This is a genomic window from Vibrio fluvialis (assembly GCF_900460245.1).
GTDB classification, from domain to species: Bacteria; Pseudomonadota; Gammaproteobacteria; order Enterobacterales; family Vibrionaceae; genus Vibrio; species Vibrio fluvialis.
In genome coordinates this window covers 1,796,308-1,821,338 of the sequence record NZ_UHIP01000001.1, presented here as the reverse complement: position 1 = coordinate 1,821,338, position 25,031 = coordinate 1,796,308, and the positions used below count along the sequence as shown (strand labels likewise).

The 25,031-nt window shown below is 51.3% G+C and carries 27 protein-coding genes; 12 read left to right on the top strand and 15 right to left on the bottom strand.

Features of this window, described 5'->3' with window-relative positions; all coding sequences use genetic code 11:
• Positions 1–68: 68 nt before the first annotated feature.
• The 4 genes from DYA43_RS08605 to DYA43_RS08590 all read right to left on the bottom strand — a co-directional run bounded on the left by DYA43_RS08605 (position 69) and on the right by DYA43_RS08590 (position 3,476).
• Positions 69–884, bottom strand: coding sequence for a DUF2861 family protein (locus DYA43_RS08605; protein ID WP_061056646.1), 816 nt, complete (start codon positions 882–884; stop codon positions 69–71).
• Positions 881–1,531, bottom strand: coding sequence for a response regulator transcription factor (locus DYA43_RS08600; RefSeq protein ID WP_061056645.1), 651 nt, complete (start codon positions 1,529–1,531; stop codon positions 881–883). Before DYA43_RS08600 ends, DYA43_RS08605 begins: the two co-directional genes overlap by 4 nt.
• Positions 1,528–2,916: an ATP-binding protein gene (locus DYA43_RS08595; RefSeq protein WP_081094772.1), complete on the bottom strand. Its 1,389-nt coding sequence runs from the start codon at positions 2,914–2,916 to the stop codon at positions 1,528–1,530. The genes DYA43_RS08600 and DYA43_RS08595 overlap by 4 nt, the downstream gene beginning before the upstream one ends.
• Before the next feature lie 137 nt (positions 2,917–3,053).
• Positions 3,054–3,476 carry a VOC family protein gene (locus tag DYA43_RS08590; RefSeq protein ID WP_020327700.1) on the bottom strand — a complete coding sequence of 141 codons (423 nt, stop codon included), beginning with the start codon at positions 3,474–3,476 and terminating at the stop codon, positions 3,054–3,056.
• A gap of 189 nt (positions 3,477–3,665) precedes the next feature.
• On the opposite strand from DYA43_RS08590, the gene DYA43_RS08585 reads away from it, so the two are divergent.
• The 4 genes from DYA43_RS08585 (at position 3,666) to DYA43_RS08570 (ending at position 6,932) form a co-directional block, all read left to right on the top strand.
• Complete coding sequence (locus tag DYA43_RS08585; protein ID WP_061056644.1) at positions 3,666–4,358, top strand: aspartate/glutamate racemase family protein; 693 nt, start codon at positions 3,666–3,668, stop codon at positions 4,356–4,358.
• Between the two features lie 12 nt (positions 4,359–4,370).
• Positions 4,371–4,553, top strand: coding sequence for a hypothetical protein (locus tag DYA43_RS08580; protein ID WP_024373567.1), 183 nt, complete (start codon positions 4,371–4,373; stop codon positions 4,551–4,553).
• Positions 4,550–4,957, top strand: coding sequence for a GFA family protein (locus DYA43_RS08575; protein WP_024373568.1), 408 nt, complete (start codon positions 4,550–4,552; stop codon positions 4,955–4,957). Before DYA43_RS08580 ends, DYA43_RS08575 begins: the two co-directional genes overlap by 4 nt.
• A 325-nt stretch (positions 4,958–5,282) precedes the next feature.
• Entirely contained in the window at positions 5,283–6,932 is a 1,650-nt protein-coding gene (locus DYA43_RS08570; RefSeq protein ID WP_032082309.1) for a methyl-accepting chemotaxis protein, read from the top strand.
• Between the two features lie 54 nt (positions 6,933–6,986).
• Here DYA43_RS08570 and DYA43_RS08565 read toward each other — a convergent pair whose 3' ends face one another.
• Positions 6,987–8,513, bottom strand: a complete 1,527-nt coding sequence (locus tag DYA43_RS08565; protein ID WP_024373570.1) for an EAL domain-containing protein — start codon at positions 8,511–8,513, stop codon at positions 6,987–6,989.
• Positions 8,514–8,867: 354 nt separating this feature from the next.
• Between DYA43_RS08565 and DYA43_RS08560 the strand changes: the two genes are divergently transcribed.
• The 5 genes from DYA43_RS08560 to DYA43_RS08540 are packed head-to-tail and all read left to right on the top strand — an operon-like array spanning position 8,868 to position 11,450.
• Positions 8,868–9,473 carry a glutathione S-transferase family protein gene (locus DYA43_RS08560; RefSeq protein ID WP_061056643.1) on the top strand — a complete coding sequence of 202 codons (606 nt, stop codon included), beginning with the start codon at positions 8,868–8,870 and terminating at the stop codon, positions 9,471–9,473.
• Positions 9,474–9,483: 10 nt separating this feature from the next.
• On the top strand, positions 9,484–10,134 hold the full coding sequence (locus DYA43_RS08555) for a glutathione S-transferase family protein (protein ID WP_024373572.1): 651 nt from the start codon (positions 9,484–9,486) through the stop codon (positions 10,132–10,134).
• A 33-nt stretch (positions 10,135–10,167) separates the two neighbouring features.
• Positions 10,168–10,773: a glutathione S-transferase gene (locus tag DYA43_RS08550; protein WP_024373573.1), complete on the top strand. Its 606-nt coding sequence runs from the start codon at positions 10,168–10,170 to the stop codon at positions 10,771–10,773.
• A gap of 14 nt (positions 10,774–10,787) precedes the next feature.
• A complete protein-coding gene (locus tag DYA43_RS08545; RefSeq protein WP_061056642.1) occupies positions 10,788–11,219 on the top strand; it encodes a GNAT family N-acetyltransferase in 432 nt (143 codons plus the stop codon).
• A 42-nt stretch (positions 11,220–11,261) separates the two neighbouring features.
• On the top strand, positions 11,262–11,450 hold the full coding sequence (locus tag DYA43_RS08540) for a hypothetical protein (RefSeq protein WP_020327691.1): 189 nt from the start codon (positions 11,262–11,264) through the stop codon (positions 11,448–11,450).
• A 55-nt stretch (positions 11,451–11,505) separates the two neighbouring features.
• On the opposite strand, the gene DYA43_RS08535 is transcribed toward DYA43_RS08540, so the two are convergent.
• Positions 11,506–14,259 carry a M16 family metallopeptidase gene (locus tag DYA43_RS08535; protein ID WP_061056641.1) on the bottom strand — a complete coding sequence of 918 codons (2,754 nt, stop codon included), beginning with the start codon at positions 14,257–14,259 and terminating at the stop codon, positions 11,506–11,508.
• Between the two features lie 242 nt (positions 14,260–14,501).
• On the opposite strand from DYA43_RS08535, the gene DYA43_RS08530 reads away from it, so the two are divergent.
• Complete coding sequence (locus DYA43_RS08530; protein ID WP_032082314.1) at positions 14,502–15,182, top strand: HI_1241 family integral membrane domain; 681 nt, start codon at positions 14,502–14,504, stop codon at positions 15,180–15,182.
• A 114-nt stretch (positions 15,183–15,296) separates the two neighbouring features.
• A complete protein-coding gene (locus DYA43_RS08525; RefSeq protein WP_020327688.1) occupies positions 15,297–15,497 on the top strand; it encodes a DUF4250 domain-containing protein in 201 nt (66 codons plus the stop codon).
• Positions 15,498–15,502: 5 nt separating this feature from the next.
• On the opposite strand, the gene metR is transcribed toward DYA43_RS08525, so the two are convergent.
• Positions 15,503–16,414: an HTH-type transcriptional regulator MetR gene (gene metR / locus DYA43_RS08520; RefSeq protein ID WP_020327687.1), complete on the bottom strand. Its 912-nt coding sequence runs from the start codon at positions 16,412–16,414 to the stop codon at positions 15,503–15,505.
• Between the two features lie 264 nt (positions 16,415–16,678).
• On the opposite strand from metR, the gene metE reads away from it, so the two are divergent.
• The gene (gene metE, locus DYA43_RS08515; protein ID WP_061056640.1) at positions 16,679–18,967 is read left to right on the top strand and encodes a 5-methyltetrahydropteroyltriglutamate--homocysteine S-methyltransferase; all 2,289 of its coding nucleotides are present in this window, start codon (positions 16,679–16,681) and stop codon (positions 18,965–18,967) included.
• A gap of 92 nt (positions 18,968–19,059) precedes the next feature.
• Here metE and DYA43_RS08510 read toward each other — a convergent pair whose 3' ends face one another.
• From DYA43_RS08510 to trpB, 8 genes are all read right to left on the bottom strand, one after another.
• Positions 19,060–19,449 carry a GspS/AspS pilotin family protein gene (locus tag DYA43_RS08510; protein WP_024373580.1) on the bottom strand — a complete coding sequence of 130 codons (390 nt, stop codon included), beginning with the start codon at positions 19,447–19,449 and terminating at the stop codon, positions 19,060–19,062.
• Position 19,450: 1 nt separating this feature from the next.
• Entirely contained in the window at positions 19,451–19,747 is a 297-nt protein-coding gene (locus tag DYA43_RS08505; RefSeq protein ID WP_024373581.1) for a YciI family protein, read from the bottom strand.
• A 93-nt stretch (positions 19,748–19,840) separates the two neighbouring features.
• Positions 19,841–20,242 (bottom strand): acyl-CoA thioester hydrolase YciA, encoded by a 402-nt coding sequence (gene yciA, locus DYA43_RS08500; protein ID WP_020327685.1) that lies wholly within the window; start codon positions 20,240–20,242, stop codon positions 19,841–19,843.
• A gap of 114 nt (positions 20,243–20,356) precedes the next feature.
• Complete coding sequence (locus tag DYA43_RS08495; RefSeq protein ID WP_020327684.1) at positions 20,357–20,902, bottom strand: septation protein A; 546 nt, start codon at positions 20,900–20,902, stop codon at positions 20,357–20,359.
• 87 nt (positions 20,903–20,989) lie between these two features.
• Positions 20,990–21,241, bottom strand: a complete 252-nt coding sequence (locus DYA43_RS08490) for a hypothetical protein (RefSeq protein WP_061056639.1) — start codon at positions 21,239–21,241, stop codon at positions 20,990–20,992.
• Between the two features lie 140 nt (positions 21,242–21,381).
• Complete coding sequence (locus DYA43_RS08485) at positions 21,382–22,641, bottom strand: dicarboxylate/amino acid:cation symporter (protein ID WP_061056638.1); 1,260 nt, start codon at positions 22,639–22,641, stop codon at positions 21,382–21,384.
• 318 nt (positions 22,642–22,959) lie between these two features.
• Positions 22,960–23,766: a tryptophan synthase subunit alpha gene (trpA, locus tag DYA43_RS08480; RefSeq protein WP_061056637.1), complete on the bottom strand. Its 807-nt coding sequence runs from the start codon at positions 23,764–23,766 to the stop codon at positions 22,960–22,962.
• Positions 23,766–24,956: a tryptophan synthase subunit beta gene (gene trpB, locus DYA43_RS08475; protein ID WP_020327680.1), complete on the bottom strand. Its 1,191-nt coding sequence runs from the start codon at positions 24,954–24,956 to the stop codon at positions 23,766–23,768. Before trpB ends, trpA begins: the two co-directional genes overlap by 1 nt.
• Positions 24,957–25,031: the final 75 nt, after the last annotated feature.

The following is a 25,031-nucleotide window of genomic DNA, read 5'->3' as shown; positions in this document are numbered from 1 at the left end:
CAATGAATGTCACTATTACAGCCAGAGTGACACTGACGATTGTCACCGCATTGTCTCTATTGGTGCAGCTATGGCTCCTGCGGTAACGGGATGGCTATCCTTTGCACGTACTCCACCTTTACGCCATGCTGATATTCGAACTGTGTTGCTACTGCGCTGAGGTGTCTGGCCGTAAAGGGAGTTTGCCCAGTGCCGGGCAGTGACGTTTGTGTTGAGGTGATGACGGTCGATAGCTTGACCATGTCATAGTGTTCATCCAGCCACAGCCAGTTTGCTACGGGGTCTGCGCATCCTGCAACGGTCTCAGGCAGACTCAGTGACAGGGTATGAGTCTGCACGTTCACACTCAACCAAGGTTGTGAATCATCGACCGAGACAACCAAAGGGTAGCGATTGGTGCCGAGTTTAAGCTGATAGAGCCCAAACGGTGGCGGAGTGAGCATTTCGCTGGTTTCGATTTCCTGATATTCGGCGCTCGGGGCCAATTGGCCTACTAGCAACGACTCTCCCGAAGGAGCCACAAGTTCAACGGGCACGGAAGAGGGGACCGAATCGGCGCTCAGTTTGATCTGATACCCTTGAGAGGCCACACCTGAGCGGCGAATGAAACTGACGCTGACGCCAGATGCGACTTGTACTGGCTCTGCGCGCAACGCTTTACCGCAATGAGTCTGCGTTAACATGGCTTGTTTCGCCGCATGCCAGTACCGGGGATCGAGCTGCTGTTCGCCGAGTGCAATCTGCAACTCTTGCCACGCCAGATTGGGCTGGTGTTCAGCCAGTGCCAAATAGGTTTTTTGCAATGGTGAGTCTGGAAACCAGCCCGCCTCAACATGGCACGATAGCCCCAATGCGACGGGAAATAGCAAACGCAGGTAATTCATTCCGGTGCCTCATTGAGTCGGTAGCCAACACCGCGATAAGTTTCGATATTGAGTTGCGGCAGTTTCTGCCTTAAACGAAGAATGTGGTTGTCAATCGTGCGGGTGCTGGGAAAAGCTTCATAGCCCCACACTTTGTTGAGCAGTTCGTCGCGATGAAAAACCCGGCCCGGATTCTGCGCCAGCAACACCAGAAGCTGAAATTCTTTTGGCTTGAGCACAACGGCTTGCCCGTTTGTCATCACCTCTCGTTTGGCGAGTTCAATGTGGATCTCGCCATATTGCAGGGAACTGGTGCCGAGCGGTCTGAGCTGGCTGATCACCCTCGCCACTAACTCTTCATGTGCAAACGGCTTGGTCACATAATCTTTGGCCCCAGCCATTAATCCGGCCACTTTCTCCTCGGTTTCCACTTTGGCAGTCAGCATGATAACCGGCAGTGCTTTGCGCTGTAGCCATTGCGGCAGATGCCGGAGCGAATCCCCGTCATTCAGTTGGCGATCAAGGATCACTAAATCGACCTTGTACCACAAAGTCTCTACTTGACGGGCTTCCTGAACCCACAAGCACTGATACCCTTGTGACTCGAACAGCGTCACCAGTCCCTGACCAAGCAGCGTATCATCTTCAATCAACAGCAGGGTGTTCATAACGGCAGCTCCAGAATACAGCGGGTGGGGTGGCGATGAAGGCGCAGTCTGCCACCCATCATCGACATCAGATGAGCCACGATGCTCAGCCCGATGCCCATGTTGTTGGTGTCCGATTGCGGCTGAAAGCGGCGCAGCCAGCGCGTGAACGACGAAGGCAACTCACCGCCATCGCGAACTTCAATCCTGAGCGTCTCCGCCACTTCGGCCTTAAGTAATATCGGCCCTTTGCCATGTTGACGAGCGTTGTTGATCAGGTTGTCGAGACAGATAGTCAGCCAGTAAAAAGGCAGCGCCAGCTCACGTTCGTCATTCAGTTGATAACTCAATCCGTGTTTCTCCGCGATGTGGCTCAGCCAGTCATCCAGCGACGCCGTCTGTTTAAGCAGTGGCTCTGAGCGGCGGGCACTCAGGTAGACTTTGCTGTTTTCTGTCAGTTGGGTGAGACGCTGATGATCGGACATCAGCCGCCACACGGTATCCTGAGTGTTTGGCGATAATTGATCAAACTGCTCGCGGAACAGCTCGACAGTCAGCCCCAGGCTGGTGATCGGCGTGCGTAATTCGTGCGTGAGCAGTTGCAGCACAAAGCGTTTTTCGCGGCTGTGCTGACGACGTGTATAGAGTGATTTGACGAGCAGAAACGTGACGGCTGCGATGAGCGCACTGACTAACAGAGTAAGCCATCGGGCGCTCGCCTCAATGGACGCCATACACAGGTTGCTGTAACGAAACGTGCAGTTTTGCGCGTGCAGATCAAGCTTCAACTGCTTAGCAAGGGGCAGCCAGTGCGCGGCGTCGATCGTTTTCCAACCCTGCTCACCACTGAGCCAGAGCGTGTTGCCCTCCAGCCAGGCGCGATAACCATTGAGCAGACTATCCCGCCCCTGAGAAGACAGGCCCGCGAGCGGAGCATGCAAAGGGTGCTGCTTATGACCAATCGTCAGATAACGTGCCAGTGCGGAACCGGGTACCAACGTCGGGTAGTGTGCCAGATAGCGATCGGCGTAACTGCCTCCGGCCGGGTGGAGCGGTTCGTGGCTGGCGAACCAGTGATGACTCAGCGGTTGGTTATTGCACAGTACCAGTTCAAACTCTACCGCTGTCGCAAGGCGAGCGCGCGGTTTAGCTGGGTGCTGACAAGTTTTCGCCACCTGATACAACTGCTCAATATCCTGCCAACTGAAGCGGCGAAAATCGGGGTAACGGGCACTCTCCAACAGTACTTCGAGCGGTGAATCACTCAGTTGTGACTGAGTGACGCTCAAGGGTTGGGATTGCCAGCTTTGCTGATAAAACTGTTGCCATTGTTCTTGCACACTCTGAGCCTGTGTGGCGCAAGGGAGCAGCAGAACAAAACAGATTGCCAGCGAAAATGGGCGCATTGCAGACTCGTCTAAAGCGTGAAATTGCTGAGATTGTAGTGCGAAATGCCGCTGTTTTGTAACCGCAATGTCAACATCGGGGTGTGGAATGCGCCAACGCCGCAGTATTACAGGCGTTGACGTTTTGGCATGCAGATTTAGTGCGAACGCTTTGCCATCGGATGGCTGTCGTTCATTTGCAGCAGATCCCACAGATTTCCATACAGATCTTCAAACACCGCGACGGTTCCGTAATCGGCTTCGGCCGGCGGGCGGACAAAGTGAATCCCATCTTCGACCATACGATGGTAGTCGCGCCAGAAATCATCGGTATTCAAAAACAGAAATACGCGACCGCCAGTCTGGTTGCCGATAAAAGGCTTTTGCTCCGGTTTGGATGCCTTGGCCAGCAGCAGAGTAACGCCCTGTGAACCCGGCGGAGAGACCACCACCCAACGTTTATCCTGCTCAGGTTGATACGTGTCTTCAACCAGTTCAAATTTGAGTTTATTGATGTAGAAATCCAGCGCTTCATCATAATCGTGCACGACGATACTGATGTGAATGATCGACTGTTTCATGCTGTTCCCTTGTTGGAGGTTTTCGATGGGAGATTAGGTCACACACCTTAACGCAAATCAGGCAAAAAGACACTGCCCTCAAGAGTCAGGTTCTCTCCGTTATTGAAAGGAAAGTGTGAGCCAAGCCGATTACATCTCGGCTTGGTTTGTTAGGATGGAGAACGCAGTTTGGTGATGAAAGGAAACGCAATGAAAACCATCGGAATGATTGGTGGCATGAGCTGGGAATCGACGCTCAGCTACTACAAGGCGATCAATGAAGGCGTTAAAGCGGAGTTGGGCGAGCTGAATTCGGCGCAAATCTGCCTGTACAGCGTCAACTTTGAGCCGATTGAAAAACTGCAACATGAAGGGAAATGGGATGAAACCGCGCAGCTGCTTGCTCAGGCGGCGAAGTCGGTCGAAGCGGGTGGCGCAGATTTTCTGCTGATTTGTACTAACACCATGCACAAAGTCGCGCCAGAGATTGAGGCGCAGATTTCGATTCCGATTCTGCACATTGCGGATGCGACGGCGAAACAGCTGCAACAAGATGGTATTGAGCGCGTCGGATTGCTCGGCACCCGTTTTACGATGGAGCAGGAGTTTTACAAAGGAAGGCTGCAACAGCAGTTTGGTATTGATGTGTTGATCCCTGATGCAGAACAACGGCAGCAGGTGCATCGTGTGATATATGAAGAGTTGTGTCTGGGCACAATTCGACCGGAGTCCCGTGCGCAGTATGTTGAGATTGTGGAAGATCTCCACCGACGTGGCGCTCAGGCGGTGATTCTGGGGTGTACGGAAATTGCGTTGCTGATTCAGCAGCACGATACCGACGTGCCGTTGTACGATACGACGAAAATTCATGCCGAGCAGGCGGTGCAGCTTGCCTTAACTTAAGGAAGAGTAACGATGAGTGACTATTGTGGACAGTGCCGCCAGTTTACCCGCACAGAGGGCGGGCAAGCAGATATTTGTGGCGCCTGGGATCAGCCGACGCAGGCAAAGCGGGCTGCATGTGGCTTTTTCATGCCGCGTAAACCCAAACGGGGCACTCAGCAACAGGCTGGCCAATCCACGGGAGGTGCACAATGACCTCTCGTTATCATGCCAGTTGCCTGTGTCAGCAAGTGACGTTCAGCGTTGCCGGTTTTGAGCCGCTGGTGGCGCATTGCCACTGCACCATGTGCCGCAAATTTCACGGCGCGGCATTTGGTACTCTGGCGGCGACGCAAGACCTACAGTGGCTGAGTGGTCACTCGCTGCTTAAAGAATTTACTGCCGCCAATGGTACCGTGCGTACTTTCTGCTCGGAATGCGGGTCGAGTATTGGTTTTCGCAGCAAGGGGGTTGCCCCGGAGCAGATGGAAGTCGCGCTGGGCCTGTTTGATCAACCCATTCCTGTCTCGCCAGACACCCATATTTACACTCACTACAAAGCGAATTGGTACACGATCCAAGATTCGCTGCCGCAAAAAGGCGAGGGGCGCCGCTCCTGAGTGTCACTCTCATCTCAAAGCGCCTGTGGAGGCGCTTTTTTTCACTTTGACCTCTGGTCCCCACAAGCTTCGGGCGACGTTCAGCTCACTCGCGTCTATTCTTGATAGGTTAGCGGACAAATCTTTGGCATTTCTGCCGTTGTGGTTTGTCCTGTAGCACGCTGTTTCTGCTTTGTTGGAACGGTGGTCTCAGAATGAATTAACGTCATTGAGTTTACGGGATCTGGCTTGCCAGCTGCTGCACAATGACGTCACCAACAACAATAACAGCAATATCCTGATTTAACGGGTGAGTGAACCAATGGCTGTCTAAAAGGAACGTAACATGTTCATCAACAATCTGACTTTGAAAACCCGCTTGATCATCGCGGTTGCAATCCCCTGCCTGGCGCTGGTGATTACCGGGCTTACCAGCCTCAATACGATGTCGACTATGCAGTTTCAGGCGGAGAAACTCTACCTCAACACCGCATCACCGCTGCGTGCGATGGCAGAAGCAGCTTCGCGTATTCCGCGTATGCGAGTGGGGATCGACATGATGCTGCTTCAGGAAACTCCGCTGCGCGACGAGAAAGGCGTCAAAACACGTGTCCAGGAAGCGCGCAATGAAGATATTCCTGAGATGCGCCAAACCATGAAACAGGCGGTGGATGCTCAGCTGAATCCGGAGATGAAACAGCAGGCGCAAAAGCTGCTTGATCAGTTTGAAACCATGGTCAAAACCGACCTTAACCCAATGTTGGATGCGTTTGACCGCGGCGATATGGCCAGCGCCCAGCGCATCTATCGCGACCAGTACGCCAAAACCTATGGTGTGATGCGCAAAGGCGCTAACGATATTCTCGATGCGCTGCTCGCGCAGGCGGAGCGTCGCAACGCAAACAGCGCGATCAGTTATCAGGCCGGACGTCGCGACAGTATGCTGATCATCGTGGCATCCATTGTCATTTCGATTCTGACCTCCTGGTTCATCATCGCCAATCTGCGTAATCGTGTGTCGTTCCTGCGCGAAACCATCGGTGATGCAGCGAAAAATATGTCGCTCAACACGCGCATTAAGCTGGAAGGTCAGGATGAACTGACCGACATCGGCCACAGTTTCAACCAGTTCATTGAAAAGGTGCATGCCTCGATTGATCAGGTCGCGAAAAGTGCCCGCGATTTGGCAACGATGTCGCACAACGTGGCTGATCAGGCTCACCACACGCAAAACAACTGTGTTGCCCAGCGCGATCGCACCGTTCAGGTTGCGACGGCCATTCATGAGTTGGGAGCGACGGTGAATGAAATTGCCTCAAATGCCGCGCAGGCCGCTGACGTAGCCCGCGAAGCCACACATCGTTCAGCGGATGGCCGTGAAGTGGTAAATCAGGCTCAGATGCGTATCACGGAACTGTCGAGCGAGTTGCAGCAGGCGACCGGTGTTGTGGAGGCGCTGGCCGGACAAATTAATGCCATCAGCTCTACACTGGATACGATTCGCAGTATCTCCGACCAAACCAACTTGCTGGCGCTTAACGCTGCGATTGAAGCGGCGCGTGCTGGCGAGCAGGGCCGAGGTTTTGCGGTGGTGGCCGATGAGGTGCGTACTCTGGCAAGCCGTTCGGCGGCATCGACCGATGAGATTCAGGAAGTGATTGATAAACTTCAGGCCGAATCCAAACGTGCGGTGGCCGTGATGGAAAAAGGTCGCGAGAAAAGTGTTCAGGTGGTCGATTACGCCAACAAGGCCAACGACTCTCTGGAGCAGATCAACGGCCACATTGACCAAATCAGTGATCAGAACATTCAGGTGGCAACCGCCACAGAGGAGCAGGCGAGTGTGGTGGAAGACATCAACCGTAACGTTGAAGACATCAACCAACTGACAATGCAAACCACGGATATCGCGGCGCAGCTTAATCAGTCGAGTGCCAGCCTGCAAAAACTCTCTTCCCAACTCGATAAACTGGTCGGGCAGTTCCGTCTGGCTTAGTGTGGAGCACCAACCGAATAACCTAAAAGGCGCCGAGGCGCCTTTTTTCTTGGTTTAATCCGGAAAACGTCTGGCAGAGGCAAAAGAGTCCGGCTGGCAGTAATCCTCGACGAAGTCATCCATGGTGATCGGCTTACTGAACAAATAACCCTGAAAGAAGTCCACGCCATGCACCGTCAGGTATTGCAACTGCTCCGGGCGTTCAACGCCTTCCGCGACGGTTGGAATATTCAGGCGGCGAGCCAAATCGAGTACGTTATTGACGATGTGATTCGACAGCGCATTCTCACCAATCAAATCGACGAAACTCTTATCAATTTTCAGGTAATCGGCTTTAAACATCTGGAAGTAGATCAGGCTCGAGTGGCCGGTGCCGAAATCGTCGACCGAGATCAGCACATTTTCCTCTTTGAGCGCCTGATAGGTATCCATCAGTTCGACGGCTTCCACCGCCTGTTCGCGTTCGGTCAGTTCCAGAATCAGCTGGACGTGGGGCGCGTTGATCATCTGGCGAAAGCGCTGGCAGCAGTGAACAATCTTACGGTCGGTCAGTTGTTCGGCGCTGATGTTAAATGACAGATGGAAACCGTCCGGCAACGCGTTGGCAATCGGGGCCAACTGCTCGGCAGCTTGCTCCATCAGGGATTCGGTCAATTTGTGCGATAGGCCACCCCGTTCCAGAATCGAAATGAATTCATAGGGCCCGATGATACCCAGTTTCGGGTGATGCCAGCGCACCAGAATTTCGCCGCCGACCAGACTGCCGCCACAGTCAAAGATCGGCTGAATATAAGGTTTGAATTGCTGGTGCGCCAAACCGCGTGCCAGTTCACTGGCGAGGCGCTCTGGTTGACAAAGAAAGCGATAAAACTGATAGCTGGCAAACAAATACAGGGCAAACGGGATCACCAGGTAATACGCCACGCGCTGCGCAAGTTCCCAAAAATACATCTTCTGATCGAATTGAACGCGCATGGTGTAGTCGTATTTGGAGGATGGAAACAACTCGCCCTTGATGAGGCGTGAGGCCGGATAGCCAGTGGTGAGCTCTTTGTCGGCCAGGATCAGGGTCGGCTTGATGAAATCGGGATTGATTTTCAACTGATAGAGAAAGTAGTTCATCGACAGCTCGTACACCAGCGACTTGTCACGGTAATAGACCGAAACGGGCTCAATGATGCCGGTATCCAGGCTAATGGAGGGGCCGCTTACCGCCACTGGCGACTGATCCATATACCCACGCAACGAGTTGCAAAAGCCGAGACGTAGTGGTTTGGTGGCGGTCAATCCACCTGGAACCTTAAGAATTTCTTCCATTAATTGCGGTTTGAGTGACTGACAGGAATCACTCAGACTCGGCACCAGATGTTGGGTCGCTTTGTCGAGTTGCGCGAAGAGGTTGTCCAGTTGATCCAACACGTTGGTGGCTTCACCTTGCGCCTGCAGAGCGATCTGGCGCGCGACGAGCTGATACGCCAGCATTACAGAACTTAAGGCGAGAACAATAAACAGCAGTCCCGCATAAAGACGAGCTTTAAGCAGGCGGGACTGACGATAACTGGTCGAAGACGTGTTGAACAAAATTTTTCATCCCTTAACTGCGTGGAAGCGAAAAATAGCCGTAGGTTACTAATACTTTAACTTATAACGAATGCTGTCCGTGCGACAGCTTGATGGAATCACAAAAATTGTGATCCGGGTAAAGCTTAGAAAATGAGTCTATCTGGCAAAACTTCTAGTAGTTCAATCGATTACATTGTCGTTTAGAACGATAAAAGCTTGCGCATCATCACCTCTTTTATTCGGTTTGTAAATGCGCATCGATTCATATTTTTGAGGGGGCAACGTCGCTTTATTTTTCTTCGTTATGCCACAATGGTTGTTCAAATCGGGCGTGTTCGACATCCCATCATGGAAAGGACCACAAGGAGATCGATGGACATTATTCTCTATAGCGCGCAGGGCTCGAACAGCTCGGAGCGAGTGGAGTGGACGCTTAAGTACAAAGCCATTGCGTATGCTCGGGTGGAAGTGACTGGCGAGCAACTGACGTCCACTTATTTGCAGATAAATCCGCTTGGTTATGTGCCGGCATTGTCGGTGAACGGGCTGGTGCTCACGGAGTCGATGGCCATCATTGAGTGTATGGAGGAGCTTTTTCCTCATCCGCCACTATTGGGCGGCGATGTGATGACCAAAGTCCGAGTGCGCGAGATCTGCGAATACGTCAATGGATCCATTCATACGCCGCAGAACCGTAGTGTGCTCAAGGCACTTCGCCCGGAACTCAATGAGCACGACAAACGTAAGTTACGCGCCCAATGGATCACGCAAGGGCTAGAGAAACTGGCGCTCAAACTGTGCCTCGATTCGCCGTTCGCGGTGGGTGAAACTTTTTCATTAGCTGACATTTTTGTGGCCACCATCTACAAGAAAGCGTTGCAGCACGGCGCACGTCCGATTGCCTTCTATGACTGCCATCTCGCTCAACTGCGTGAGCACCAACGTATCGCGCATGCAGAGCCTCAATCGTCAACCTAAGGAACTTACGGTGTATCAACTTTATTACTATCCGAATAACGCCAGCCTGGCGCCGCATTTTCTGCTGCATTACATGCAACTGCCGTATGAGTTGGTGCTGGTGGATAAGCGTACTCAGTCACAAAAATCGCCTGAGTATCTGAAGCTCAATCCGGCGGGGCGAATTCCAACTCTGGTGGACAAGGGGCAGGCCATCTTTGAAAGCTCTGCAATCTGTATTCATCTCTGTGAGCAGCACCCTGAACACGGGTTGATGCCGGAAATGGGAGATCCAGCTCGTCCGCTGTTTTATCAATGGCTGGCGTATCTCAATAACACGCTTCAGGCTGAACTGATGGTGCGTTATTACCCGCAGCGTCATACCAATGATCCCGCGACGATTCCCCATGTCGTCGCGGCGCAGGATGAGCGCATCGGTGATGCGTTGGCGGTGATTGATGACCAACTAGCCAAACATGCGTATCTGGTGGGAGAAAGGCTGACGGCGTGCGATTTTTTCCTGTTTATGCTCGCGGAATGGTGCCTGCCAGTGGCTCGCTCGCCACTGACGTTTCCAAATCTGGCGCGTTATCTTCAGCGTCTGGCTGGTCATCCGACTATCGCTGCGGTGTGTGCGATCGAAGAGATGGATCTCAGCCCGTTTATCTCGTATGTTGAGTGACAGTCATTCGCCGTTAATTGATAAGGAATTCAAATGGAAATGTTAGTGGGTAATGGTTCAACCTGGTCGCTGCGCGCGTGGATGTGTGGTCGCTTGGCGAACGTTGAACTGGGTATCAAAGTGGTCGATTTGACTAACTCTGATTACAAAAAGCATCTGGCGGTTCAGTCTCCTTCTGGCTTGGTTCCGGCATTGAATATTGATGGGACGGTGATTCACGATTCATTGGCGATTACGGAGTACTTTAACGAACTGGCAGACGGCGGACTTTATCCGCGCGATGCGTTGCAGCGTGCTATCGCTCGCAGTCTGTGCGCTGAAATGCATTCGGGCTTTTTGTCACTGCGCCGGTTGTGTCCGTTCAGCCTTGAGCCTGTCGAGCCGCTGACAGAACTGACGCCAGAGTTGGAAGCCGATATTGCGCGAGCAACGACGATATTTAATCAGGCGCAGCTACCGTTTATGTTTGAACAGGCGGGCGCTGTGGATGCGTTTTATGCGGTGCTGGCGTTTCGTCTGCAAAGCTATGGCGTGGCACTGGAAGGGAAAGCGGGTGAGTACCAGCAGAGTTTACTGGAGTGGCCGCTGACCAAAGATGCCGTTGTTGAAGCTCTGCGTTGGGAAGACAGCAAAAAATGACAGTGGCAAGCAGGATGCAAGACTATTCAGTCAGTAGCGAACCATCCAGACTGGATCTGGACGTCATTCATGGCTTTTTGGCCCAGAGCTATTGGGCTAAAGGCGTGCCTCGCAGCGTGGTCGAAAAAGCGCTGCAGCATTCACTCTGCTTTGGGGTATATGACGATGCTGCTGGTCAGGTCGGATTTGCACGCATGATCACCGATCGGGCGACGTTTGCTTATCTGGCCGATGTGTTCATTTTGCCTGAGCATCGCGGACAAGGCTTGAGCAAACAACTGATGGATGCGGTGGTGAGTCATGCGGATCTGCAAGGTCTACGCCGTATGGTGCTGGCAACCAGTGACGCCCATGGCTTATACGCTCAGTATGGATTCGAATCGATTGCCAAACCGGAATTATTTATGGAAGTGTGGCATCCCGATATCTATCAAAGACAGTCGTAATCCGGCTGCTAACAATCATTCACGTTGTGCTAGGAGAAAACCATGTCAGATATGGATAACAGAAAACAAGAAGTCACCGTGGTGGACATTAAAATGCCGTTTATGTCGATGGTGATCTTTATGGTGAAGTTTGCCATTGCATCGATCCCCGCGATGATCATTCTCGGTGCTATTTTTTCTATTTTTGGCTTGTTATTCGGCGGCATGTTCCATGGTATGGGCCGCTACTAACTTGAATTTAAAACAATAAAAAAGCGGTGTTTAACACCGCTTTTTTTGTTACCGCTTAGATGGCATCGGGTTGAGGCGTCATCAGAACTTTCTGTTTCGTGGCTGATGCGCCAAATATTTGCTGAGCGCGTTGCGTCAGATCGCTTGCCGTAATGCTGCGCGTGGTCGCTTCCATATCCAGCGCGGCATCCAGGCCAAAATCGTTGATCACGTAACGGTTAATATACCAAGCCATGCCAGAGGCATTTTTCTGCATGTTATTCAGATCGGTAATCAACTGCTTGGCGACGATCGCGGTTTCATCAGCACTAATGGACTGCGCCAAACTTTGTATCACCTCATCGAACGCGTTTTCGACTTTTTGCGCATCAGCCGGCTCAACCGAAGCGCTCAGAATCCAGTCAACGCCGTGTTCACTGTCCGAGTTTACGGCCATCGCAAAAGGTGAATAGTCCAGACTCTGATTCTCACGTACAACGGCGGTCAGGCGTTTATTGACGATGCGCATCAACAAGTCGTCCATGAATACCGTTTTGGCATCAGCGGTGCGTACCGGAGCGATCATGCGAACAAAGTACTGCGTATTGGCGTGGTTATTGATCGGCAACTCAAGACGAGCCTGAATCGGATCGCGATAACCGACACTAAAATCGGGTGTGCTGCCCGCATCAAATTGCAGACTGCCCACATATTGACGTAGTAGGGTTTGCAGTTCGGTTGGTGACGTGTTTGCGACGATCACCAGCGTGTTGTTGCGCTGTTTTTGGAACAGTTCATGGTGGACCTGATAAATCTGCTCCGGCGTCACTTGTTGGTAATCTGCCTCGCTAAACAACCAATGCTTAGAACCTTCGGTGTAGGAGCCGTGGTTGATCGCGTAAAGCAGTTGACCCGCCGGGGACGCTTTGTCTTGCTCAATGGCCTGAATCGTTTCTGATTTCACCGATGCCAGCTGATTGTCGTCCACGTGAATTTCACGTGTCAGTTGGTTCAACAGCGCGAACACATTGCCCAGTTGTTTCTTATTGGCACTCATCTCCACGCCGTGTGACGTTTCATTGATATACGGGCCTAAGTAGATGTTGTTCTCTTTCAGATAATTATTGAGCTGCACGTTGGACAGGTTGCCCAATCCGCTGCGGCTAGCGACGTTGACGGCCAGTTGGCCGGCAGGATACAGATCGCGTGGAAGAGCTGAAGCCCCACCCAGGCTGGCATAGCGCAAGTAAACATCGTCACCCGCGTGGCTGCTGCGCAGATAATAAACTTCGACGCCATTCGACAAGGTCCATTGCGTCAGATCCGGATAGTTGCTGAAGGTCTGAGTATGCACGATATCGCCAGGTGCGGCCGGAGATAAAAACGGCGTGTCGACCTGGCTAACCGTCTCCATCAGCCCCGGCTGTTGCAGGATTTGGCGCAGGCTGTCGGTCGATTTTTCCAAGGTATTAAGATCTTCATTCTCAGCACCCACCAGTTCAATCATAGGATTCACTGTCAAAAAGGCGTTGAGGTGCTGATTGATACGTTGGAGTGTGGCGGCGGAGAGTAGTGCTTTCAAACCTTTCTTGTATTCCAAATCGGATGGCAGTACTTCGTCGTAACTGATGGCATAGACGCGGTCATCGGCCAGCGTATTTGGTGTCAGTTGTGAGCGATACCAATCAAAATTCTCCAGATCGTCGCGGTAACTTTGCAGAACCATGTCCAGCTCTTGCTGAGTTGCGCCATGATCACGCAGTGACGCTAAGGTGTTCAGGAACAGCGATTGGGAAGCCGCGCGTTGCTCAACCGGAAACGCAATGGTCAGCTCGGTATAGCGTTGATCGTCCGTATTGTAATTGAACGCGGCTAAGTCCTGAGTCGGCAGCGCTGCGTTGTAAAACGCGTTTTGCAAGCGATGTTCCATCAGGCGAGTCGCAATTTCGTCGAAACGGTATTCCAACAAAGTTTCTTGATCCGCAATACGGATTTCACCCTGCGGGTAAAACAGCGACAGGCGCGGAGCATCACCCGCCGAGGCGGTGTAAATCAGATCGCTGGTGTTTTGCTGCGATAACGCCGGGCGAGCGGGACGTGGCGTCGTGCCTTGCTTCCAGTCTGAGAAATACTGGCGCACCCATTTCTCGCCTTGTTCTAAGGTGATATTGCCAGTAATGATCACTTCGGTGAGCTGTGGCTGGTACCAGGTCTGGTAGAACTCACGTAGCCCGTCTGCTGTCGCCATTTGCACGTTGCTGCGATTACCCAATGGATCGTAGGTCAGATAATCGGAGCCGTCGGCGAAATGTTCATACAGCGTATCTGGTTCTGAACGACGAAAACGGAATTCGCCCAGAATGACCCCTTTCTCTTTTTCGACTTCTTGCGGATCAAACGTCAGGCCATCGGCAATGTCACGCATCCACAACAGCGCGTCATCCATGTGCTGGTTGTCCGGCAGATCCAACTGATACACGGTTTGCGAGTAATTGGTGTAGGCGTTAAGGTCAGCACCAAACTGGCCGCCACTTTTGGCTACCATATCGATCACATCATTGTGTTCGTAATGGATGCTGCCGTTGAATGCCATGTGTTCAACATAATGTGCGTAGCCCGCTTGTCGCAGCGTTTCCTGGAACGACCCGGCGTGCACGTATAAGCGGATGGAGACCGACTCGTTGCTGTCAGGATAGAGATGATAGGTGAGCCCGTTATCAAGGGTTTGTGTTACCCAATGTTGACTCGGTTCGAAAGGCGTGGATGTTGGCTGACTCGCGCAACCCACTAATGTCAGCGCAAAAATGCCTGCCAAATGACGGTATTTCATAACAACCTCTGTTCTTGTTTTTGCGCCACTATATACCTATCCATATGATTTATTAAATATTTAAAACCAATTTAGCGGGAAAATGCGTGCTATCTACTCATATGCATTAAGTTTGTTATATTTTTGTAGTCACGGATGATGAAATGTGAACGTCAAACTGTGCGTGACAACATGCTCTAGGCATGCGCTGGCGGAGTTTGCTATTATCGCGCCAGTTTTTATTGCCATTAATTGTTGGATTTATGCTTTATTCACTGCTTTCTGTTTTTGCTCCGATGTTACTGGGAGCACAAATCATCCTGACCTTGGTTCTGGTCAAAGGGGAAATCTGCCCGGGCCAGCGTGGCCGTATTCACAAGGTGTTACCCGCTATCGGTGTGCTCTGGTTGGCGGTGGCATCGGTCAAAATTGAAGCGTTTATGATCGTTGCGGCGATCTTTTATTTCTATTCGCAAGTGCAAACTAAAAAGACTCGTGATGAAGGTCCTTTGTGGGTGTTGTATCTGGCCAACGGTTTGTCGATTGCTTATGTCGCGATTTTGATGGGGGAAGCGCCAAACTGGGCCGCATCACTGTCAATTCTCGCGATGGTGGCCATGCTAGGCGCGATGTTTGCGCACCTATTATTGACCATTGCTCGCACGCGTCTGCAGGCGTTTCACCGCATTTTGCCAGTGGCGGGCATTCTGGCTGCAATGCTCACCACTTTGTGTGTGGTGCCGTTTGCCCATCGTCTTGATCCGGAACTATTGGCGTCGCTGACCCAACCGCTGCTGATCAGTTTCGCCCTGATGGTGGCAGGCATTATTGTCTGGTGTTGGCACATCATGATGTCCAAAACGGTAGATAAAGTGCAACTGGCAGTGGCGCAACTGCTGATGCTGGCCGCTGCGACGGGTTTTCACGGTTTGTATCTGATGTAACTGTCGAGAAAACGGCGCTAAGCGCCGTTTTTGTGTGGCTAGAGCAAAATCACGGTTCAGGTGTCAATTTCGAACTAAGCTTAATGAAAGCGTTTCGAAAGAAGGAGCACGGAGATGGATCTGAGTAACGTCGGTAAGTTGGACAGTGTGATTTTGCTGGGCATTGTGAACGAAAAACTGCGTCTGGAGTGTGACAGTTTTGACGAGCTGGTGGTCACTTACGAAATGGATATGGATCATGTGGTGGATAAGCTGAGCGGACTGGGTTTTCAGTACGATCCGCTTACCAACCAGTTTAAATCTGTCGAACGATAGAAAGATTAAGCCATCTTGATTCCGTCAAGGTGGCTTTTACATTGCTGGCGCGCCGTGGCAAAGAAAGCCTGCAGATAGCGCTTATCTTTTTCACTGTTACGCGTGGCAGCAAACAGGCGGCGCCATAAACCTTTCCCCAGCGGTTTGCTGGTGATAAGTCCCTGACGGGAGAATTCACTGATAGCCCAGTTTGGCAAGGCCGCTACCCCCAATCCCGCCGACACCATCTGCACCAACATCAGCGTATTATCTGCCTGTTTCCATTTAGCTGGTTCCACTCCGGCTGGTTGCAAAAAGTGCTTCACCACATCGAGACGTTGCTTTTGCACCGGATAACTGAGCATGGTTTGCCCCGCCAGATCCTGCGGAGTAATCACGCTTTTTTCCGCCAGCGGATGATTGGTTGCGGTGATCAAACGCATTTCAAAATCAAACAGCGGCTCATAATGCACTTCAGAGCGCGGCAGAATATCAGAGGTGATGACCAGATCGAGCTCACCCGCTAACAGAGCGGGCAGGGGTTCAAAGCCAAAACCGGATGAGAAATCCAGCGCCACACTTGGCCAGGAAATCTGATATTCACGTAGCGCCGGCATCAGCCACTGGAAGCAGGAGTGGCACTCAATCGCCATGTGCAGGCGTCCGTTCACATCCTCTTTTAAGCTCGCCAGCTCGTTTTCTGCTTTGGCTAGCTTTGGCAGAATGTCATCTGCCAACTTCAGTAAAATGTCACCTTCGGAAGTAAAGCGTACCGGACGGGTTTTGCGCAGAAACAGCTGACCGCCAATGCGGGCTTCTAAATCTTTAATCTGATGAGAGAGCGCAGACTGAGTTAAGTGCAACGCGGTGGCGGTGGAAGTCAGCGAGCCGGTGTCGCGCAATGAAACTAACGTTCGCAAGTGTTTGAGCTCTATCATGAGTTCTCCTCATCTTTCCCTGGGCCAACATGAATTTTTATTTAAAGTACGCCGATTTTTTGGAGCTGTAAACATCTAGACGTCTATTTGTTGTGAGTGTTTACGAATCACAGCCAGTGCACCATGAATATTTTTAATAAACAAGTTGAATATTTGGATGTTGAGTAAACGTCAGTCGAGCGAGATAGTTTAGCCATCCAGACATCTTGATTGATTTAAGCACAGGGATGTCTGACTCAATTAATGACAATAAGGAATCAGGCTATGGCGACTACTACACACATCCTCGGCTACCCACGTATCGGCGAAAAACGTGAACTGAAATTTGCGCTGGAAAAATACTGGCGCGGCGAAATCAATCAGGCAGAACTTCAGACCGTTGGTCGTGATATTCGTCAGCGTAACTGGACGCTGCAAAAAGAAGCGGGTCTGAGCTTTGCCACCGCCGGCGACTTTGCATGGTACGACCATGTGTTGACGACCACCCTATTGCTGGGACATGTACCGAAACGTCATCAACATGGATTTCCAGACTTAGATACGCTGTTTCGTGTGGGTCGCGGCCAGTCGCAAAACAGCTGCGGTTGCAGTGGCAGCGCAGCGTCGGACATGACCAAGTGGTTCAATACTAACTACCACTACATCGTGCCGGAATTCAGCCGAGACGACAGTTTTGAAGTGAGCTGGCCGCAACTGTTTGAAGAGGTGAACGAAGCGGCCAAGAGTGGTTTTGACGTCAAACCTGTACTGCTTGGCCCGGTCAGCTACCTGTATCTGGGTAAAGAGGTGGAAGAGGATTTTGACCGTCTGACATTGTTACCGCGTCTTCTGACTGCGTATCAGGCGATTCTGGCAAAACTGGCGAAGCAGGGCGTAACCTGGGTACAAATCGACGAACCGATTCTTTCTCTGGAACTGGATCAAACTTGGCAGGATGCGTTCAAGCTGGCGTATCAGGTGATTCAGGGCGACGTGAAGCTGCTGCTGACCACCTATTTTGATTCAGTGCAGGACACACTGGACAAAGTCATTCAACTGCCGGTGAACGGTCTGCATATTGATTTATCTGCGGCGCCAGAGCAATTGGATGAGGTGCTCGCCAAACTGCCGAAAAACTGGGTCTTGTCGGCTGGTGTGGTCAACGGCCGAAATGTGTGGCGCGCGGATTTGAGTACGCTGCTGCACAAACTGGAACCCGTCAAAGCCGAGCTGGGCGAGCGCCTTTGGGTGGCAAGCTCTTGCTCGTTGTTGCACAGTCCGGTCGATCTGGAATTGGAGCAAAATCTGTCGGAAGAAGTGCGCAGCTGGTTTGCATTTGCCAAGCAGAAAGTGACCGAAGTGGCACTGCTCGGTCGTGCGCTGGATGGCGATCAGGCTGCGATTCTGGCTTGTGATACCTACAGCCAGCCGATTGCCGCGCGTAAAACCGCGACTCACGTGAACAAACCACAGGTTCAAGCAAGGCTGAATCAAATTACGGATGCTTTGGCGCAGCGCAGCGCGCCTTACGCCGAGCGTGCACACCATCAGGCAGAAGTGCTGGGCTTACCATTTTTACCGACCACAACCATCGGTTCTTTCCCACAAACGGGTGAAATCCGCACGCAGCGCAGCGCCTACCGTCAGGGTAAATTGTCGGAAGCGGAATACATCACGGCGTTGAAAGGGCATATTGCCGATGCGGTTAAACGTCAGGAAGCGTTGGATCTGGACGTGCTGGTGCACGGAGAAGCAGAACGCAACGACATGGTGGAATACTTTGCTGAGAATCTGGCGGGTTTTCAAACCACGCAATTTGGTTGGGTACAGAGCTACGGTTCACGTTGCGTAAAACCCGCGATTGTGGTGGCTGATATTGAACGCGAGCAGCCGATCACGGTCTCGTGGTCAACCTACGCGCAGTCGCTGACTTCGAAACAGATGAAAGGCATGCTGACCGGCCCGGTGACAATTCTGTGCTGGACCTTCCCGCGCGAAGACATTTCCCGTAAACAGATTGCGCAGCAACTGGCGTTGGCGCTGCGTGATGAAGTCTCGGATCTGCAAGATGCTGGTATCAACATCATTCAGATTGATGAGCCAGCGATTCGTGAAGGTTTGCCTTTGAAAAAACGTGATCACCAAACCTATCTCAATTGGGCAGTCGAAGCGTTTAAGATTTCCGCCGCGAGCGCCCGCCCGGAAACGCAGATTCACACGCATATGTGTTACAGCGAATTCAATGAAATCATTGAATCAGTCGCGGCGCTGGATGCAGACGTGATTACCATTGAAACGTCACGCTCCAATATGGAGCTGTTGAAAGCATTCGAAGAGTTCAATTATCCGAACGAAATCGGTCCGGGAGTGTATGACATTCACTCGCCAAACATTCCGGCTCAGGAGTGGATTGAAGATTTACTGCGCAAAGCTGCGGAGAAAATTCCGGCGGAGCGCCTGTGGGTCAACCCGGATTGTGGCCTGAAAACCCGCAACTGGCCCGAAGTGGAAGCGGCGCTGACCAACCTGGTTCTGGCGGCCAAAGCACTACGTAAAGAGTTGCAACCTGCGTAAAAATCAACGTTCCACGAATAGAAAAGGCCTCAAATGAGGCCTTTTTGTGTTGCTGAGTCTTGCAAATCACAAGCGGGAAGCGCCCGTGAGATTTATTTGCAGTCTTCTTTAGTCACCATCTGGTCAACCATCAACTGGCCACGGGTATTGCGCATTTTGATTCGGTAACCCACACCGACATCCAAATTGGCGCGGACATCGGAATTGTTACAGAAAGAATGAATGCTGTTTTTCAGCACTTGATCAATAGGCTTCGCGCCCTGATGGTCGGTGTTGTAGACCATCATCAGTTCAATCGTACTGCCTTTGGCATTGGCACGCATGATGTTGAGCGGGCCGTATTCCAGCGGAAGCTCTGAACTCAGAATGCTGGCTCGGTTGGCAGCAAGCAGCTCCAGATTTTTCTCGCGTTCGGCGTTGGCACTACAACCAGCCAGAACTGCGAGAGAGAGAAGTGCCAGACCCAAAGATGACTTTTTCATATCAGAATACTTTTTTGAAAGGTTTAACAATCACGTTTGCGTATACGCCAGCGCCCACATAAGGATCCGCGTCCGCCCATGTCTGAGCCTCTTCCAGCGAGTTGAATTCTGCAATCACGGTTGAACCGGTAAAACCTGCTTCGCCCGGATTGTCTGAGTCGATCGCTGGCATCGGACCTGCGGTCAACAGGCGGCCTTCATCTTGCAGTGCTTGCAGACGCTCAAGGTGAGCAGGGCGAACGCTCATGCGTTTTTCAAGCGAGTTTTCAACATCCTGAGAAAAGATGACGTACCACATATTGATATCCTTATTGATTTCTTAACAGTAAGTGTAGGCCTTAATGTACTGAAACAGAGCGACTTTTAAAGCCCAAAACGTATATTTCTGTGATCAGCTACCCTGCTTAATCGGTCTTGGGCGGCCATCGGCATCAATTGCCACGTAGTTGAAGGTCGCTTCACACACCTGAAAGCGATCTAACACGCCATCTTCTTTGATAGGTTTGACCCAAACTTCCAGATTAATTGACATCGACGTGCGGCCGATTTTGGTGCATTCGCCATAGCAGCACACAACGTCGCCGACTTTGACGGGTTTCTTAAACGTAATGCTGGAGACAGATACCGTGACGATACGGCCGCAGGAGATTTCTTTAGCCAGAATACCGCCGGCGAGATCGAGCTGCGACATAATCCAGCCACCGAAGATATCGCCATTGGCATTGGTGTCCGCTGGCATGGCCAGTGTACGCAGTAAGAGTTGACCTCGTGGTGAGTTCACTTCCTGATTCATGTTTTGACATCCACTACAAACAAAACAGCGACCAAAGTGGTCGCTGTAAAAAAGAGGGCCGAATTATAACAATAATTTCGTCACCAATTCATCTTTGAGTGCTCGGATGACTGGTTATTCACCGGAGTTTTTTTGCTCTTTTGGCAGATGCTTGTAGATGTAGATGCCCGTGAGCAGGGTATAAGCGAACGTGGCAGCCAGCAGGCCAAACACTTTGAAGTTCACCCACACATCCAGCGGAAGCTGATAGGCGATGTAAATATTGAGTACCGCGCAAACCGAGAAGAAACCAACCCAGGCCCAGTTGACCTTAGCCCACACCGTTTCAGGCAGAGTGATCTCTTTGCCCAACATGCCTTTGATGGCAGATTTACCCATCATGTGGCTGATAGTCAGACCCAGTGCGAAGATGACGTAAACAATGGTCACTTTCCATTTAATGAAGTTGTCGTCGTGAAGAAAAATGGTCATGCCACCAAACACTGCTACCAGTACAAAGGTGATGAGCTGCATTTTTTCGACTTTTTTGAACATGAAATACGTTACTGCGACCTGAACTGCAGTGGCTGCAATCAGAGCGCCCGTCGCGACGTAAATATCGTAGAACTTGAACAAAGCAAAGAAGATGATGAGCGGGATGAAGTCGAGCAGTTGTTTCATTGTGTAGATACGTCCAAATAATAGCGTGCCGACAGTCTAACCAAATAAGACTGTCAGCTAAACAGTAAATGATAATTTGAAACAAATTTATCGATCACAGTGTTGGTTCTCCAACGTAGGAATCGCATGCTTCATGTCCTCTAAGTAGCCTTCTGCCATCAGGTTTTCGACCAGTAGGTCCAATTCATCGTCGGATAAATTAAAACAACTGGATTTGCCAGTCATGGTGCGTAAAGTGCGGTGATAGGCCGCTTCGTCAAAATGTCCCATACGCTCTTGCAGCAAAGTCTCGATGCCGTGGTGGATCAGGCTATAGTAAATATGGCGCTGCATTGTCATGATGGTCACTCCTTACTTTGGCCGCTGCAGCCAAATTCTGCTTGGTTGTTCTCTTTATACGGCACAGTCACGATGAGGAAGCAGAAGCGGCACCAATAAAAAAGCCGCCCTGAAGGCGGCCTTTTGAAAGCGAAAAGCGATTACGCTTGCTGATTTTTGTACTCTTTCTCAGCCACTTCTTCTTTGATCAGTGAATCGACAATCACTGCACACGCGGCATCACCCGTGATGTTCAGAGCAGTACGAATCATGTCAAAGATACGGTCCAGAGCGAACAGCAGCGGCAGACCTTCGATTGGAATACCAGCCGCCAGAAGTACCGCAACAACCAGGAATGATGGCCCCGGTACACCCGCTTGACCTACTGCACCCAGTGTAGCTGTTACGATGATCGCGGCGTATGCGCCCATGCTCAGGTCGATGTTGAACAGCTGAGCGAAGAAGATCGCAACCAGACCGTAGTAAATCGCGTTACCGGACATGTTAATAGTCGCACCCAGTGGCAGAACGAATGACGCTGTAGAGTTGCGTACACCCAGATCGTGCTCAACCGTGTCCATAGTGACAGGCAGGGTCGCCATTGATGATGCTGTTGACAGTGCCACAGCCTGAGGCTTTTTCATCGCCAGAATAAATTTCTTCGCCGATGTTTTGGTGAACAGTTGAATCATCAGTGGGTAAGCAACGAAGCCGAAAATCAGGATTGCTGCAACGTAAACGACGAACAGCTTGAATACGACCATCAGAGCGCCGAAACCGAACGTACCTACTGCTTCTGCCATCAGGCCGAACACACCGATAGGAGCGATGACCATCACTTTGTTGATCATCCACACCATTGAATCAACAATCGTGTTTACGCCGTTGATCACAGGATCGCGCTTGTCTTTAGGCTGTTTTGAAATTGCAACGCCCAGGAACAGACAGAACACCAGGATTTGCAGAATGTTTGCATCGTTCAGTGACTGGAAAACGTTGGTTGGGATCATACCAATGATGGTTGCCCAGAAAGTTGGGAGTTCACCTTTTGACGCGTATTCTGATGAGAACATGCCTTCCACGCCAGACACGTCGATGCCCAGACCTGGTTGGAATACTGAACCCATGACCAGAGCCAGTGCGACTGCCAGAGCAGAAGTCACAGCAAAGTAACTCAGAGTCACGAAGCCCACTTTGCCCGCAGATTGGCTGTTACCCAGACCTGCAGCACCTGAAATCAGGGCAACGGCAACCAGTGGAATCACCAGCATCTTGATTAAGTTAATGAAGATGGCGCCAAGAGGTGCAAACATCGCAGCATCGTGGCCCATGCTGGCACCGACTGCAGTACCAACGATCATGGCAATAACGACTTGTACGCCGATGTTGCTTAGTAAATTCTTTTCCTTTAACACTTCCATAACCTCTGTGCTAATAAAATGTAAACTTCCAGTGATACTCACTGAACATTTGTTGTTCGATGGGTAAATATATTGCCCTCGCTTTTTACACTTATCTTTCACAATTGGCAATATGTGAATCGAGTGAATTCTCAGTAGAAATGCTATTTCATTGACGTGTGATGGATTTTTGTTCAAAGGAAAACGTTTGCTATTGGTTTTGACAATAAGAAGCGCAGTTTTTGTGTGCCAGGCAAATGAATAAAGAGAGGGGATGGTTGTTAAAAAAATGTTCGATTTCTTAGCGAATTAAGAAACCGAACACATATTGGGGGAGGATTATTTGTGCGTGGCTGCTTTCATTTTTTGCGTGAATTGTGCCAGCTTATTTAACATTTCATCAAAGTTATCTTGATTGGATTCGATGATTTTAACGACGGCTGAGCCAGAAATGGCGCCCGCAGCACCCGACGCAATCGCCTGTTTCACCTGTTCGGGTTCTGAAATACCAAAACCCAGCAGTGAAGGCGGTGCATTGTATTGAGTCAGCTTGTCCAATTGGGTTGTCACAGGCATGTTTGCTTTGGTTTCCGCACCTGTCACACCAGCACGAGACAGCAGGTAAGTGTAACCGCCTCCCAGCTCTGCCACATCTTTAAGCGTTTCGTCGCTTGCGGTTGGCGGGGCGATGAAGATCGGTTTAATGCCAAATTTACGTGCCGCAGCCACGAACTCTGCACTTTCATTGGTCGGTACATCGGCAACCAGCACGGAATCGACACCAGCTTGCTGGCAGCGTTGATAGAAGTTTTCAATCCCACGTGAGTACACCAGGTTGGCGTACATCAACAGACCGATCGGGAGATCGGGGTGCTGAGCACGGATCTGAGCGATCAGTTCAAAACAGACATCCGGTGTGGTTTTCGCTTTCAGGGCGCGTAGGTTTGCACCCTGGATGGTTGGGCCATCGGCCAGCGGATCGGAGAAAGGAATACCCAGTTCCAGTGCATCGGCTCCTGATTCAACCAGTGTCTGCATAATGCGTAGCGACTGCTCGGGGTTTGGATCGCCAATGGTGACAAACGGAACGAACGCACCTTGGTTGTTGTCAGCCAGACGCTGAAAAAGCGATTGATAGCGGTCCATTACAGCACTCCTTTCTCTTCTAAAATCTTATGCACGGTAAAGATGTCTTTGTCACCTCGACCAGACAGGTTCACAACCAGTAGCTGCTCTTTTTCAGGCTCGGCGTAAGCCATTTTCACGGCATGAGCCAGTGCATGTGAAGATTCCAGCGCAGGAATGATGCCTTCGGTACGCGCAAGTTGCTGGAATGCATCCAGTGCTTCATCGTCGGTGATGCTTTCGTATTCAGCGCGGCCGGTTGCATGCAGATGGGCGTGCTGCGGACCTACCGATGGAAAATCAAGACCCGCAGAGATGGAGTAAGACTCTTCAATCTGACCGTGCTCATCTTGCATCATCGGCGATTTCATCCCGAAGTAGATACCCGTTTTACCGTGTTTCAGCGGTGCGCCGTGCATGTCGGTATCAATGCCTTTGCCAGCTGGCTCCACACCAATCAGACGTACAGATTGTTCTTCAATAAAGTCGGCAAACATACCAATCGCGTTAGAACCACCGCCCACACAAGCGATCACTGCATCCGGAAGACGACCTTCACGAGCCAGAATCTGGTTCTTGGTTTCTTCACCGATGATGCGCTGGAATTCACGCACGATCGTCGGGAATGGGTGAGGGCCTGCCGCTGTGCCGAGCAGGTAGTGTGCGGTTTCGTAGCTGCCAGACCAGTCACGCAGCGCTTCGTTACACGCATCTTTCAGTGTGGCTGAACCGGAGTGAACCGGAATCACTTCAGCGCCCATCAGGCGCATGCGGAATACGTTCGGGCTTTGACGCTCAACGTCTTTAGCACCCATATAGACGCGACATTTCAGCCCCAGTAGTGCACAGGCCAGAGCCGTGGCCACGCCATGTTGACCCGCACCGGTTTCGGCAATGATTTCGTGTTTGCCCATGCGTTTGGCTAGCAGCGCCTGACCCAATACTTGGTTGGTTTTGTGCGCGCCGCCGTGCAGCAGATCTTCACGCTTGAGATAGAGTTTGGTTTTGGTGCCTTTTACGATATTGCGTGTCAGCGTCAGCGCTGTCGGACGACCCGCGTATTCCTGCAGCAGGCTCATGAACTCGCTGCGAAATTCGGGATCTTCCTGAGCATCGATAAATGCTTGTTCCAGTTGATCCAATGCCGGAACCAGAATCTGTGGTACATACTGACCACCGTATTCGCCAAAGTAGGCGTTGAGTTTAGCCATGATCTTCTTCCTTACGTAACCTGTTTGGCCCCTTTGGGCTTCATATCGTTCGCGTTAGCGAAGAGAAGGGGTCGG